At 66.5% G+C, this 13,988-nt stretch carries 14 protein-coding genes; 8 read left to right on the forward strand and 6 right to left on the reverse strand.

Annotation, left to right across the window (positions count from 1 at the left end):
• Nucleotides 1-8: 8 nt before the first annotated feature.
• The 6 genes from prmA to AC07XB_RS18790 all read right to left on the reverse strand — a co-directional run bounded on the left by prmA (nt 9) and on the right by AC07XB_RS18790 (nt 5,211).
• Nucleotides 9-923 (reverse strand): 50S ribosomal protein L11 methyltransferase, encoded by a 915-nt coding sequence (gene prmA / locus AC07XB_RS18765; RefSeq protein WP_492376605.1) that lies wholly within the window; start codon nt 921-923, stop codon nt 9-11.
• 43 nt (nt 924-966) lie between these two features.
• Complete coding sequence (gene accC / locus AC07XB_RS18770; protein WP_043349611.1) at nt 967-2,334, reverse strand: acetyl-CoA carboxylase biotin carboxylase subunit; 1,368 nt, start codon at nt 2,332-2,334, stop codon at nt 967-969.
• 183 nt (nt 2,335-2,517) lie between these two features.
• Nucleotides 2,518-2,976, reverse strand: coding sequence for an acetyl-CoA carboxylase biotin carboxyl carrier protein (accB, locus tag AC07XB_RS18775; RefSeq protein WP_492376604.1), 459 nt, complete (start codon nt 2,974-2,976; stop codon nt 2,518-2,520).
• A 158-nt stretch (nt 2,977-3,134) separates the two neighbouring features.
• On the reverse strand, nt 3,135-3,629 hold the full coding sequence (aroQ, locus tag AC07XB_RS18780) for a type II 3-dehydroquinate dehydratase (RefSeq protein WP_458762140.1): 495 nt from the start codon (nt 3,627-3,629) through the stop codon (nt 3,135-3,137).
• A gap of 206 nt (nt 3,630-3,835) precedes the next feature.
• Nucleotides 3,836-4,384 carry a TlpA family protein disulfide reductase gene (locus AC07XB_RS18785; RefSeq protein WP_441634026.1) on the reverse strand — a complete coding sequence of 183 codons (549 nt, stop codon included), beginning with the start codon at nt 4,382-4,384 and terminating at the stop codon, nt 3,836-3,838.
• Nucleotides 4,385-4,497: 113 nt separating this feature from the next.
• A complete protein-coding gene (locus tag AC07XB_RS18790; protein ID WP_492387141.1) occupies nt 4,498-5,211 on the reverse strand; it encodes a UDP-N-acetylmuramate--alanine ligase in 714 nt (237 codons plus the stop codon).
• 229 nt (nt 5,212-5,440) lie between these two features.
• Here AC07XB_RS18790 and mpl point away from each other — a divergent pair, with 229 nt between their 5' ends.
• The 8 genes from mpl (at nt 5,441) to mtgA (ending at nt 13,966) form a co-directional block, all read left to right on the forward strand.
• The gene (mpl, locus tag AC07XB_RS18795) at nt 5,441-6,838 is read left to right on the forward strand and encodes a UDP-N-acetylmuramate:L-alanyl-gamma-D-glutamyl-meso-diaminopimelate ligase (RefSeq protein ID WP_492829128.1); all 1,398 of its coding nucleotides are present in this window, start codon (nt 5,441-5,443) and stop codon (nt 6,836-6,838) included.
• 12 nt (nt 6,839-6,850) lie between these two features.
• Nucleotides 6,851-7,489 carry a YqiA/YcfP family alpha/beta fold hydrolase gene (locus AC07XB_RS18800; RefSeq protein ID WP_492372926.1) on the forward strand — a complete coding sequence of 213 codons (639 nt, stop codon included), beginning with the start codon at nt 6,851-6,853 and terminating at the stop codon, nt 7,487-7,489.
• A gap of 7 nt (nt 7,490-7,496) precedes the next feature.
• The gene (locus AC07XB_RS18805) at nt 7,497-8,138 is read left to right on the forward strand and encodes a chorismate--pyruvate lyase family protein (protein ID WP_492808005.1); all 642 of its coding nucleotides are present in this window, start codon (nt 7,497-7,499) and stop codon (nt 8,136-8,138) included.
• A gap of 28 nt (nt 8,139-8,166) precedes the next feature.
• Complete coding sequence (gene fabG, locus AC07XB_RS18810) at nt 8,167-8,907, forward strand: 3-oxoacyl-ACP reductase FabG (RefSeq protein ID WP_492372928.1); 741 nt, start codon at nt 8,167-8,169, stop codon at nt 8,905-8,907.
• A gap of 183 nt (nt 8,908-9,090) precedes the next feature.
• On the forward strand, nt 9,091-11,247 hold the full coding sequence (locus AC07XB_RS18815) for a ribonuclease catalytic domain-containing protein (RefSeq protein ID WP_492372929.1): 2,157 nt from the start codon (nt 9,091-9,093) through the stop codon (nt 11,245-11,247).
• A gap of 162 nt (nt 11,248-11,409) precedes the next feature.
• Nucleotides 11,410-12,279 carry an energy transducer TonB gene (locus AC07XB_RS18820; protein ID WP_150986893.1) on the forward strand — a complete coding sequence of 290 codons (870 nt, stop codon included), beginning with the start codon at nt 11,410-11,412 and terminating at the stop codon, nt 12,277-12,279.
• A gap of 17 nt (nt 12,280-12,296) precedes the next feature.
• Nucleotides 12,297-13,172 carry a shikimate dehydrogenase gene (aroE, locus tag AC07XB_RS18825; RefSeq protein WP_492372930.1) on the forward strand — a complete coding sequence of 292 codons (876 nt, stop codon included), beginning with the start codon at nt 12,297-12,299 and terminating at the stop codon, nt 13,170-13,172.
• 92 nt (nt 13,173-13,264) lie between these two features.
• On the forward strand, nt 13,265-13,966 hold the full coding sequence (mtgA, locus tag AC07XB_RS18830) for a monofunctional biosynthetic peptidoglycan transglycosylase (RefSeq protein ID WP_492372979.1): 702 nt from the start codon (nt 13,265-13,267) through the stop codon (nt 13,964-13,966).
• The last annotated feature ends 22 nt before the right edge of the window (nt 13,967-13,988 follow it).

Raw genomic sequence — 13,988 nt, forward strand, 5'->3', positions numbered from 1 at the left:
GGCTGGGCTCAGCTCTGGGTGCCGGGGCCTTCACCGCGGGTGCCATGCAGGCAGACCCAGCCTTCCTCGCTGCGCCAGACCGACATGGGCAGCCAGGGCGCGTAGGCCGCGGCGACTTCGTCAGCCTGCCGCTCCAGCACGCCCGACAGCACCAGCCGGCCGCCGGGGCGAACCCGCGCGCTCAGCATGGCCGCCATCAGCTTCAGCGGGTTGGACAGGATATTGGCGACGACGAGGTCGTAGCTGGCCTCGGAGACGGTTTCGGGCAGCGCGAAGGTGGCCTCCACGCGATTGCGCTCGGCGTTATAGCGCGAGGCTTCCACCGCGTTGGGGTCGATATCGATGCCGAGTGTGTCGCCCGAGCCCAGCTTGCGCGCCACGATGGCGAGGATGCCCGAGCCACAGCCGTAGTCGAGCACCGTTTCGCCGGCCTTGATGTTCTGTTCCAGCCACTGCATGCACAGCCGCGTGGTGGGATGGCTGCCGGTACCGAAGGCTAGGCCCGGGTCCAGCTCCAGCACCACCGCGTCGGGCTCCGGCGCATCGTGCCACGACGGCACCACCCAGATGCGCTCGCCGATGCGGATCGGCGCGAACTGGGATTGCGTCAGGCGCACCCAGTCCTGGTCTTCGACGGGGCGCAGCTGGTAAGCCGGCACCGGGTCGATGCCCAGCGCATTGGCGGCAGCGGCCACCACCAGCACGGGGTCGGCGCTGTCGTCAAACAGCGCCACCACGCGTGAGCGGTTCCATGCCAGGCGGGTCGGCTCCATGCCGGGCTCGCCAAACAGCGGCTGCTCGTCGGGCGTATCGGCATCGGCGTCTTCCACCGAGACCGACAGCGCGCCGAGGTCGAACAGCGCGTCAGACCAGGCTTCGGCCTGGTCTTGTGCGATTTCGATCACACATTCCTGAAATGCCACAGGCGATCCTTGTCGATCAGTTATGACTGGCCGCGCCGGGGCTTCAGATCTTGCCGCCCTTGGCCACGTTCTTCTGGGCCAGGCGGTGCTCGAGATAGTGAATGCTGGTGCCGCCTTCGACGAAGTTGGCATCGAGCATCAGCTCACGGTGCAGCGGTACGTTGGTCTGGATGCCGTCCACCACCATTTCCGACAGCGCGATCCGCATGCGGGCGATGGCCTGCTCGCGGGTGGCGCCATAGGTGATGATCTTGCCGATCATCGAATCGTAGTTGGGCGGCACGAAGTAGCCATCATACGCGTGCGAGTCGACCCGCACGCCGGGACCGCCGGGCATGTGCCACGCGGTGATGCGCCCGGGCGACGGCGTGAACTTGAACGGGTCCTCGGCGTTGATGCGGCATTCGATCGAGTGGCCGCGCAGCTGCACGTCCTTCTGGCGCCAGCGCAGCTTCTCGCCAAAGGCGATGCGGATCTGCTCCTGCACGATGTCGATGCCGGTGATCATCTCGGTGACCGGATGCTCAACCTGCACGCGCGTGTTCATCTCGATGAAGTAGAACTCGTTGTTCTCGTACAGGAATTCGAAGGTGCCGGCGCCACGGTAGCCGATCTTCTTGCAGGCCTCGGCGCAGCGGTCGCCGATGCGCTCGATCAGGCGGCGCGGGATGTGCGGCGCAGGTGCTTCTTCGATGACCTTCTGGTGGCGGCGCTGCATCGAGCAGTCGCGCTCGCCCAGCCAGATGGCCTGGCGATGCTGGTCGGCCAGGATCTGGATCTCGACGTGCCGGGGGTTCTCCAGGAATTTCTCCATGTAGACCTCCGGGTTGCCAAAGGCACGGCCGGCTTCCTCGCGCGTCATGTTGACCGCATTGACCAGGGCTGCCTCGGTGTGCACCACGCGCATGCCGCGGCCACCGCCGCCGCCCGCTGCCTTGATGATGACCGGATAGCCCACGGCACGCGCCGTGGCCAGGATTTCCTTGGGGTCGTCGGGCAGGGCGCCTTCGGAGCCCGGCACGCACGGCACGCCGGACTTGATCATGGCCTGCTTGGCCGAGACCTTGTCGCCCATCAGGCGAATGCTCTCGGAGGTCGGGCCGATGAAGACGAAACCGGACTTTTCCACGCGCTCGGCGAAGTCGGCGTTTTCCGACAAGAAGCCGTAGCCCGGGTGGATGGCTTGCGCGTCGGTCACCTCGGCGGCCGAGATGATGGCCGGCATGTTGAGGTACGACAGCGGCGAGGGTGCCGGGCCGATACAGACGGCTTCGTCGGCCAGCTTGACGTACTTGGCTTCCTTGTCGGCTTCCGAATACACCACCACAGTCTTGATGCCGAGCTCGCGGCAGGCGCGCTGGATGCGAAGGGCGATTTCACCGCGATTCGCGATCAGAATTTTTTCAAACATAGTCACTCTCTGCGAGGAGAAAGGCGGTCCCACCGCGGCGGATCGTGGCGCCCCCGGCGAGGGCAGCCGGAGTGCGGGCGGGGGTGCTGGCACCGGGACGAGGAACGCCCGGTGGCCGTCGCCGCCGTGGCTGGCCGGAGAATTCCGGCGCAGGCTGCGGGCGGCGCGGCATGCCGGTCAGTTTCAGCCGATGATGAACAGCGGCTGGCCGTATTCCACCGCCTGGCCATTCTCGACCAGGATTTCCTTGATGACGCCAGCCTTGTCCGACTCGATCTCGTTGAGCAGCTTCATCGCTTCGATGATGCAGACCGTCTGGCCTTCCTTGACGGTATCGCCCACATTGACGAACGACGCCGCGCCCGGCGACGGTGCGCGATAGAAGGTACCGACCATCGGCGAGGTCACGACATGGCCCACCGGCAGTTGCGGCGCGGCCGGCTCGGTGCCGACGGCGGGCATCGCGGCCGGCGCGGCGGCCGGAGGCAGTGCCTGCATCGGCTGCATGGCCATCGGCGCGGCGATGACCTGCGGCGGCGCCTTGACGATCCGCACCTTGCCTTCGCCTTCGGTGACTTCCAGCTCGGAGATGCCGGACTCGGCCACCAGGTCGATCAGCGTCTTCAGCTTGCGCAGGTCCATCTTCTATCCTCCTGAATCGGGTTGTCCGGCGGCCACCGCTCTGGTGGCTGCGTCCGGGAAAAACTGACGCCTCCGGCGGGCTGCCTTGGTCCGCCGCGAACATGGCGGTGGGGCAGGCGCCGGGGGCGCGGTAACGGTTTAAGAAATCAATGGGCGGATCAGGCCTCGGGCAGCGCCTGTTCCAGCTCCTGCCCGAGGGCATAGTCCAGCGCCAGCAGATACCCCTGCCAGCCAAGTCCGCAGATCACTCCGATCGCCACATCGGAGAAGTAAGAGTGATGACGGAAGTTCTCGCGCCGATGCACGTTCGACAAGTGGACTTCCACAAACGGAATCGCCACCCCGGCCAGCGCATCGCGCAGCGCTACGCTGGTATGCGTATAGGCGGCCGGGTTGATGATGATGAAATCCACGCCCTCGTCGCGCGCGGCATGGATACGATCCACCAGCGCGCCCTCATGGTTGGACTGAAACGTAGCCAGGGCGATGCCGGTCTGGCGGGCTCGCTGCGCGAGGGCCAGGTCGATATCGGCTAGTTTCGTGTACCCATAAGTTTCCGGCTCCCGCGTGCCCAGCAAATTCAGGTTCGGTCCGTGCAGGACCAGCACCTTGCGGTAGCGGGGAGAGCGGCGTTCGGGAGGTGTATCGATCACGGCGGCTCGACCATTTCAACGAAATTGCGCGGAGATTACCGTAGCTTAGAGTGATTTGTCTAGCAGCGTAGACATAGGCAGCTTCGAAGCAGGCGAGTTTTCAGGCTCGATTCCGCACTTTGGAGTCGCGAAATCGCGTTTCGATCAAATTGCGTGATGATCGAACAAGATTAGGAGAAAATCGCCCCAAATCAAGAATCTTATGGCTAGCTGCGAGGCAGCGCGGCGCGCAGCTCGTCAGGGGAAACCCTGCCCATTTTGCGGTAGCTGACCGTGCCATCTGGCGCAATGATCACTGTATAGGGCAGGCCGCCGGCCGCGTTGCCAAAGTTGCGCGAGAGCTCCGTGCCGGCAAAGCCGGCCACGGCCAGCGGGTAGGAGACGGGGATCTTCTTGATGAACTGCTGGATATTGTTGGCGGAATCGATGCCGATGCCGACAAATTCCACTTTTCGTCCCGTGTATTCCTTATGCAACGCATTCAGGTCGGGCATTTCTTCCACGCAGGGGCCGCACCAGGGTGCCCAAAAGTTCACAACCACCGTTTTTCCACGAAGTTGCGCGAAGTTGATCTGGGCGCCGTCCGGATCTGGCAGTTGCGTGCGCAGGAACGTCTCGACTGCCTCGTCGGATGCCGGCTTGGGCGAAAACACATAGTGCCCGGCCAGCGCGCCCGCGGCGGCGGCCACGACGGCAACGGCAAGCCAGGCCCAGAGGCGGCTGCGGCGGACAGGAGTGCTGGTGGAAGAGGTCATGGCAGCAAGAAAGATAGCGGCTGATGGAAGAGGTAAGAACCCGGATGGCTCGATAGGGAAGGTGCACATGGCCTGTGGCTGGCCTCGCTCACGCTCCGGGTCAAGGCTGGCGCTCAGGCCGCTGCGGGCGCGTCGGGCACCTGGGGTGCCGCCGCTTCGGCGGCCGCCAGCAGCGCCAGTACCGCATCCACATCGGCACGGGCAACCCGGCCGCCAGCCGCGGCCCGGACTGCGCCGCGTTCGTCATCCGCATCATACAGCGCTATATGAATGCCGACGGGCTGGCCAAGTTCCGCACGGATCTCTCCAGCCAGCAGGCGCGCGTCGCGCATGGCTGGCCATTGTCCCTTCCAGAGGAAACTCAGGGTCTCGACCTCGCCGCGGCCGGCGAAGTGCCGGGTCTCGCTGGTGTCGAAGTCCACGCCAGCGTTGAGCAGGTGCAGGGTGAGATCCTTGGTGCTATCGCAGAAGCACTGCAGATAGACGTCGGAATGCTCGGTGGCGGTGCCGTTGAGCACGGCCCCAGCCAGGTACGGGCGGAATGCGGCAAGGTCGCGCATGGCAAGCACGGCCAGCCGGCGCAGCAGCGCCAGGACGCGGGGCTGGCTCTCCGAGTGGAACAGTGCCTGATAGAGACGGACCTCCGCCTCCACGGCCTCGTTGTCGGGGAGCCACTCGCCCGCCACGCGCACGTCACCCAGCAGTTGCCGCGCGGCCTTGCGCTTGGCCGTGGCGTAGTCGGTGCCATCTTCCGCGATCATGCGGGCGGCGGCCTGGGCGATTTCCTCGCGCAGGCGGATGGGGTCGAGGGTGGGGCGGCGGGGCATGGGGGGATGATACCGGAGGGATCGCGGCCTGCGCGCTAGGGTCGGGTTTTGCTTTTTAGAGTGGCTGGTGACGGGGAGATTCCTCGGAGAGAAGGCGCCGGCCCGGAAATCTGCCGTGCCCGGCCGCGGGCCTTTCCCGCACGGCGTCGCCGTCACCCCCTCAGGTACAATTCTTTCCATCCAGAAGCAACCCGGCCCGGCCGCCCTGGCCCGCCCAATCCTAAATCCCATGCATATTCACATCCTTGGTATCTGCGGCACATTCATGGGCGGCCTCGCCGTGCTTGCCAAGCAGGCTGGCCACCGCGTCACCGGATGCGATGCCAATGTCTACCCGCCGATGAGCACGCAGCTCGAGGCGCAGGGCATTGAACTGATCGAGGGCTTTGATCCCGGCCAGCTAGCGCTGGAGCCGGACCTGTTCGTCATCGGCAATGTGGTGTCGCGCGGCAATCCGCTGATGGAGGCCATCCTCAACCGCAACCTGCCTTATGTCTCCGGCCCGCAGTGGCTCGGCGAGCATGTGCTGCGCGGCAAATGGACGCTGGCGGTGGCGGGCACCCACGGCAAGACCACCACCACCTCCATGCTGGCCTGGATCCTGGAAGATGCCGGCTACCAGCCGGGCTTCCTGGTGGGCGGCGTGCCGCAGAATTTTGGCGTGTCGGCGCGGGTGACCGAGTCCGACTTCTTCGTGATCGAGGCCGATGAGTACGATACGGCGTTCTTCGACAAGCGCAGCAAGTTTGTCCACTACCGTCCACGCACCGCCATCCTGAACAACCTGGAATACGATCACGCCGACATCTTCCCTGATCTTGCCGCCATCGAGACCCAGTTCCATCATCTGGTGCGCACCGTGCCGGAGCAGGGCCGGCTGATCGTCAACGGCTATGAGGAAAGCCTGGCGCGCGTGCTGGAGCGGGGCTGCTGGAGCGAGACCGAGCAATTTGGCATCGGCGACTGGCGTGCGGGCGAGCCCGCCGAAGGCGATGCCACCGGCGACGGCACGACCCAGGACAGTTTCGATGTCTGGTTCGGCGACGTGCTGCAAGGCCGGCTCCGCTGGGCCTTGCAAGGCACGCACAACCGGATGAATGCGCTGGCTGCGATTGCGGCTGCCCGCCATGTGGGCGTGCCAGCGCCGCAAGCCATCGATTCCTTGTCGCGCTTCGCGAATGTGAAGCGCCGCATGGAAGTGCGTGGCGTGGTCGATGGCATCACGGTCTATGACGACTTTGCCCACCATCCCACTGCGATCCAGACCACGCTCGACGGCCTGCGCAAGCGGGTTGGCGCGGCGCGCATCCTGGTGGTGCTGGAGCCGCGCTCCAACACCATGAAGCTGGGCGTGATGAAGGCGCAACTCCCGGCCAGCCTCGAGGCGGCAGACCTGGTGTTCGGGTATGGCGCGGCCAGCGGCAAGGATGCCCTGGGCTGGGACCTGGCCGAATCGCTGGCGCCGCTGGGCGAGCGCGCGGCCGCCTTCAGCGACCTTCCCGAGCTGGTCCGCGCGGTGCGAGCCACCGCGCGCCCGGGCGACCATGTGCTGGTCATGAGCAACGGCGGCTTCGGCGGCGTCCACCAGAAGCTGCTGGACGCCTTTGCCGCAGGTGCTTGCGCCTGAGCGGGGCCTGGCATGCTGCTATACCTGCACGGTTTCCGCTCATCTCCACAGTCCTTCAAGGCGCGCCTGGTCCAGGAGCGCATGCGTGAATGGGGCGTGGGACGCTATTACGCTTGCCCGGTGCTGAATGTGTCGCCGGCCCAGGCCATCGCCCAGGCCGAAGCGGCCATCGCGGCCTCGCAAGCCGGTGGCGCGCAGCCGCTCACCATCATCGGCTCCTCGCTGGGTGGCTTCTATGCGCGCTGGCTGGCCGAGCGCCACGGCTGCCGCGCTGTGCTCCTCAACCCGGCGGTGCATCCCTGGACCGACCTGGAGCGCCACCTGGGCGACCAGCCGCTCTGGCACGGTGGCGGCTCGGTGCGGGTGGAGCGCCACCATCTGGATGAACTGCTGGCGCTGCGGGTCGAGCCCATCACCCGGCCGCAGCGCTATTTCCTGATGGCTGCGACCGGCGACGAGGTGCTGGACTATCGCGAGATGCTGGCGGCCTTCCCCGGCGCGCACACGCGCGTCATCGAGGGCAGCGACCACGGCATCAGTGAATTTGCCGACTACGTCGACGAAGTCCTCGCTTTCTGCGGCTATGGACCCGATGGCCAGCTCAGCCAGGGCGACGCCATCGACCCCATCGATCCGGAGCCACGGGCATGAGCGCGGCATGAACGGGGCGCATCTGCGCCGCAGTGGTTGGCACGCCCATTTACCCGAAGATCCCGCCATCAGCGCCAACCTGCGCCGCTGGGTGACCGGTGATGGCTCGCTCACCGCCCGGCTGGTGGCAGCGTCGGACGCTTTCCGGGTGCGCCGCCTGGCGCAGCGCATTGAACTCGCCCTTGCCGATGAATGGCAGGCGCTGGGGCTGCCTGCCCGCCGCCGCGCGCTGGCGCGCGAGGTGCTGCTGATCTGTGACGGGGTGCCGGCCATCTTTGCCCATACCGTGGTGAAGCCCGACCATGCCCGGCGCGACTGGCCATTCCTGCGCGGCCTGGGCGAGCGCCCGCTGGGCGGCGCGCTGTTCGTCGATCCCCGCGTGCGGCGCGAGCCGTTTGCCTTTGCGCGCCTGCTTGCGCATCACCCGCTGCGGCGCCGGCTGGAACTAGCCGTGCCGGCCATGCGGGAGCTCGCTGCGTCATCGGTGTTGCCTGCGCGGCGTTCGGCCTTCCGGCGTGGCGACGGCGTCATGCTGGTGACCGAGGTATTCCTGCCCGACCTGCTGGCGCGGCCCGCGCCGGAACTGAGCGGCTCCAGGCAGAAGCCGCCAGGTAGCCATCCAGAGCAAGAATTTTCCCCAAATCGATAATCGCGACCAAGAACAAGAGACGACCACCATGAAATTGCAGGGACGTGTTGCCATCATCACCGGCGCTGCCGCCGGGATCGGTTTTGCCACCGCGCAGCGCTTTGCCGCGGAAGGTGCGCTGGTGGTGCTTTGCGACGTGCAGGAGGAGCGCGTGCGCGCTGCCGCCGAGACGCTCGCCGCTTCTGGCGCCACCGTGAGCGCCCACAAGGTCGACGTGACGCGCCGCGACGAGGTCGACGCCATGGTGGCGGCCACGCTGGCCAAGCACGGCCGCATCGACATCCTCGTCAATAACGCAGGCATCACCAAGGATGCACGCCTGACCAAGATGACCGAAGTCCAGTTCGACGCGGTGATCGACGTCAATCTCAAGGGCGTCTTCAACTGCGCCCAGGCCGTGGCCGACATCATGGCCGAGCAGGGCAAAGGTGTGATTCTCAATGCCTCCAGCGTGGTTGGCCTGTACGGTAACTTCGGCCAGACCAACTATGCGGCGAGCAAGTTCGGTGTGATCGGCTTCACCAAGACGTGGGCGCGCGAGCTGGGCCCCAAGGGCGTGCGCGTCAACGCGGTGTGCCCGGGTTTCGTCGCCACCGAGATCCTGCGGACCGTGCCGGAGAAGGTGCTGGACGGCATGAAATCGTCTTGCTGGCTGCGCCGTCTGGCAGAGCCGGCCGAAATCGCCAGCATCTACACCTTCCTTGCCAGCGACGATGCCAGCTACGTCAATGGCGTGGCGATCGAGGCCAGCGGCGGCATGTCGCTGTAACAGCCCGCCCTGCGCCGGGCTTGCAGCCGGCGCGGTGCGGTATCATCTCAGGTCCGGTTGCCGCCTTGCCTGAAGGCGGCCTTGCACCATTTCTCTCACCGGGCCGTTCCCGCAGGCGTGACAAAGCGCCAGGGTGCTTGGTTTGCCAAGTGCGGTTCCCGGCATTTCTGAAAGTACCGATCCATGCAGTTGCTGTTCGAAGAAGGCGGCGAGATTCGCGCCGGCACCGTGCTGACCCAGCAGGGCGAGTCGTACCAGGTGGAGCTGCCCGCGGGCAAACGCACCAAGGTCAAGTCGCGCGACGTATTGCTGCAGTTCGCGCAGCCGTCGGCGATCGAGCTGTTGCGCCAGGCCGCCGACCTGGTCGGCGAGGTCGACCTGGAATTCCTGTGGGAATGCGCATCGGAGGACGAGTTCGGCTTTGTCGACCTGGCGGCCGAGTACTACGGCGCGGGTGCGAGCGTGGTGCAGCAAGCCGCGCTGGCGCAGACGCTGCACGGCAATCCGGTCTATTTCCGCCGCAAGGGCCGCGGGCGCTACCAGCGTGCGCCGGAAGACCAGTTGAAGGCTGCGCTCGCCGCGCTCGAGCGCAAGAAGCAGCAAGCCCTGGTGCAGGCCGAGTACGAAAACCAGCTCAAGGCCCTGACTCTGCCCGATGCGTTCCGCGGCAAGGCACTGCAACTGCTGTTCAAGCCCGACAAGAACAGCCTCGAATACAAGGCGATGGACGCCGCTTGCACCGCGCTAGGCATGTCGCCGATGCGGCTGATGGTGGCGGTGGGCGGCATTGCCAGCCCGCGCGCGCTGCATGAGGCCAAGTTCCTCTCCGAGTGCTTCCCCAAGGGCACCGGCTTTCCCGACGTGGCCGTGCCGGAACCCGCCGGCGAACTGCCGCGCGCGGATGTGGAGGCGTTCTCCATCGATGACGTCACCACCACGGAGATCGACGATGCGCTGTCGGTCACGCCGCTGGACGGTGGCAAGATCCGCGTGGGCATCCATATCGCGGCGCCCGGCCTGGGCATCCGCCGTGGCGAGCCGCTCGACGCCGTGGCGCGCCATCGCTTGTCGACAGTCTATTTCCCCGGCGACAAGATCACCATGCTGCCGGATTCGGTGGTGGAGCGCTACACGCTGCAGGAAGGGCGCGAGTGCCCGGCCCTGTCGCTGTACGTGGTCTACGACCCGGCCCTGCAGATGATCGTCAGCAGCGAGACCCGCGCCGAGCTGGTCAAGATCGCGGCCAACCTGCGCCACAACCTGCTTGAGGATGTGGTGACCGAGGCCGCGCTGGCTGCCGGCACCGGCGACTACCCGTTCCGCGACGCGCTGACCCAGCTGTTCCATTTCTCCGGCTGGCTGCACGACGAACGCCAGAAGGCGCGTCTGGCCAGCGGGCTGCGTCCCGAGTCGCACAACCGCGCCGACTACAGCTTCTACATCGACCTGCTGGAGGATGGAGGCGAACGCGTGCGCATCGAGCAGCGCCGCCGCGGCTCCCCGCTCGACAAGATCGTCGCCGAGCTGATGATCCTGGCCAACAGCACCTGGGGCAAGCTGCTTGCCGACAACGGTGTGCCGGGCATCTACCGCACGCAGAAGGCCTGGGGCATGAACCGCACCCGCATGCAGACCTACCCGGCGCCCCATGAGGGGCTGGGCGTGGCGCAATATGCGTGGAGCACCTCGCCGCTGCGCCGCTATGTCGACCTGGTCAACCAGTGGCAGATCCTGGCAGTCGCCCAGCATGGCATCACGGCCAAGCTGGTGGCGCCGTTCAAGCCCAAGGATTCGGACCTGCTGGCCGCGGTGGCGGATTTCGAAGGCACCTACGCTGCCTATGCCGACCACCAGTCGACCATGGAGCGCTACTGGTGCCTGCGCTGGCTGCAGCAGGAAAAGCGCGAGCGCCTGATGGGCTCGGTGCTCAAGGAAGGCGCGGTGCGCTTTGCCGAGATCCCGCTGGTCACGCGCGTGCCGGAGTTGATGCAGGCGTCGCGCGGCACCCAGGTGCTGCTGGAGATCGGCGCGATCGACGAGATCTCGCTGGAAGTGTCATGCCGGGTCCTGGAGGTGTTTGCCGGCGAAGGCGAGCTGCCGCAGGAGGAGATGGAGCGGGACGACGAAGCCGGTGAAGTGTCGGCGCAAGCCGCCGCTGAAGCCGCGGCCGAGGAGGCTGCCGAAGCCGCTGCCGAGGGTGCGGCCGAAGGGGCAACCGAAGGTGAGGTTGACGCTGCGGCCGGGGAAGCCGGCGATGACGAAGCCGCGAGTGCAGCAGCTGCCACAAGCGAAGGCGCTGCGTCGGACACACGCGACACCGGCACCGGCGGCGCAGGCTGAGTTCCTCGGAAAAAACGAGGCGCTCCCTTACAATCGCAGTCTGACCCCGGGGTCCCACGGACCCCGGCCCCAGTCTCGCCCGATCGACGCTTCCCAGCCAACGTCCCGCCCATCGTGAAAGCCGCTTTTTCTCCCCGCCAGTGGTGGAACGCCAGCAGCACGATGGCCAAGGCGCTGGTCGTCTCGTTGCTGGCCCATGCCTTGCTGCTGACCGTGCGCGTCGTGGCGCCGGAGGCGTTCGAGATCAAGCGCACCGACGCCGCGCTCGATGTGGTGCTGGTCAATTCCAAATCGGCGCAGCGCCCGCAGAACCCCACCGTGCTGGCCCAGGCCAACCTCGACGGCGGTGGCGAGCACGACCAGCAGCGCGCCACCACGCCGCTGCCGGCACAGACCGTCACCAAGGACGGCGACCTGGTGCGCCAGATGCAGCGCCGCGTGGAGCAGATGGAGCAGGAGCAGCAGCGCCTGATGACGCAGTCGCGCGAAGCCGCGCCGTCCGTGCACAGCCAGCCGCTCAAGCCAGGCCAGCAGCGCGTGGAAAACCCGCTGCGCGGCCAGGACGAACGCACCTCGCTCGACGAGATGGCCAAGCTCGAAGCCGAGATCGGCCGCAACCTCGAGCAATACGCCAAGCGGCCCAAGCGCTACCAGCTCACCGCCACCAGCGCGCAGGAAGTGGAATACGCGCAGTACTACGACCGCCTGCGCCAGAAGATCGAAGCGCGCGGCACCACCGATTTCCCCCAGCGCAATGGCAAGCCGATCTACGGGCAACTGATCCTGGTGATCAACGTCAACCGGCAGGGCCGGCTTGGCTATAACCGCGATGGCTACAACATCGACGCCATTGACGTGGTCAAGAGCTCGGGCGATCCCGTGCTGGACCGCCAGGCGGTTGCCATCGTGCGGGCGGCGGCGCCGTTCGGCGGGTTCACGGCGCAGATGCAGGCGCGCCAGGATATTCTCGAAGTGATCTCCACATTCAAGTTTTCGCGCAGCGGGCTGGAAACTCGCCTGCAGTCCCGATGACGCCATCACCTGACACTATGCAATCCCAGACTCTCGCCGACCGTTACGTCGTGATCGGCAACCCCGTCGCGCACAGCCGCTCTCCCGCCATCCATGCCGCATTTGCGCAGCAGACCGGCGAGGCCGTCGAGTACGAGCGCCTGCTGGCGCCGCTCGATGGGTTCGTCGCCACCGTGCGCGCCTTCTTCGACGGCGGCGGCCACGGCCTGAACGTGACCGTGCCGTTCAAGCTCGAAGCCTACGACCTCGCCGAGCGCCTGACGCCGCGCGCCGAGAGCGCGGGCGCGGTCAACACCATGTGGATCGAGGACGGCGTGATCCACGGCGACAACACCGACGGTGTCGGCCTCACGCGCGACATCGAGGTCAACCTCGATACCTTGCTCGAAGGCAAGCGCATCCTGCTGCTGGGCGCGGGCGGCGCCGCCATGGGCGCCATGCTGCCGCTGATCGCCTGCCGGCCGGACCGCATCGTGGTGGCTAACCGCACGCCCCAGCGCGCCAGCGATATCCTGGAAAACGTGGCCCAGCAAGCGGACGAGTACGGCGTGGAGCTGTGGGGCGGTGGTTTTGACGCACTGGCGGGTTTGACCGATGAGGACGCCTGCGACGTGGTCATCAACGCCACCAGCAGCAGCCTGCAGGGCGAGTTGCCGCCGGTGCCGGCGGAACTGCTGGGCAAGGACGTGCTCGCCTACGACATGATGTACGGCGCGGAGCCCACCGTATTCCTGAAGTTCGCCGCCCAATGCGGCGCGCGCACCAGCGACGGGCTGGGCATGCTGGTCGAGCAGGCCGCCGAGGCCTTCTACAACTGGCGGGGTGTGCGGCCCGCCACCGCGCCCGTGCTGGCAACGCTGCGCGCGGCGCTGCAGGCCGAAGCCGCGCGCTAAAGCGCCGGCCGGCTGGCTCGAACATGGCTGAGCGCAAGCACACCGCCCGTCCCGGGGCGGCTCAAGGCGGCAGGGGCGGCGGCCTCAACCCGCTGCGCTGGCTCGCCTACCTGCTTGGCACGCTGATCGCCGGCGTGCTGGCCATGCAGGTGTATTTCTTCCTGCAGATCGCCGCCTGGCAAACCGTGAACCCGTCATCCACGGCGTTCATGCGGGCCGAGCAGTGGCGTCTGTGCGGCTTCAAATTCTGGAGCTGCCAGGTGGACCGCCGCTGGGTCGGCTATGACGATATCTCCCGCAACCTCAAGCGCGCGGTGATCGCCAGCGAGGACGCCGATTTCGTCAACCATCCCGGCTACGAGCTCGATTCCATGCTCGATGCCTGGGAGCGCAACAAGAAGCGCGGGCATATCGTGCGTGGCGGCTCCACCATCACGCAGCAACTGGCCAAGAACCTCTTCCTTTCGTCCGAGCAGCACTACCTGCGCAAAGGCCAGGAGCTGGCCATTACCTGGATGCTCGAGTTCTGGCTCGACAAGCAGCGCATCTACGAGATCTATTTGAATTCGGTGGAGTGGGGCGAGGACGTGTTCGGCGTGGAGGCCGCGGCCCAGCATTATTTCAAGACCAGCGCCGCCAGGCTGAGTGTGGGCCAGGCTGCACGCCTGGCCGCGGCGCTGCCGGCGCCAAAGTGCTTCGACAAGAAGGAGTACTGCGCCAATGTGCGCGTGAACTTCAAGGTCAAGGCCAACATCATCGCGCGCCGCATGGGCGCGGCCACGCTGCCCGACTGAGTCCGGGGCAGAGCAGTTCAGG

The organism is Cupriavidus sp. GW821-FHT02F09, from assembly GCF_059421605.1.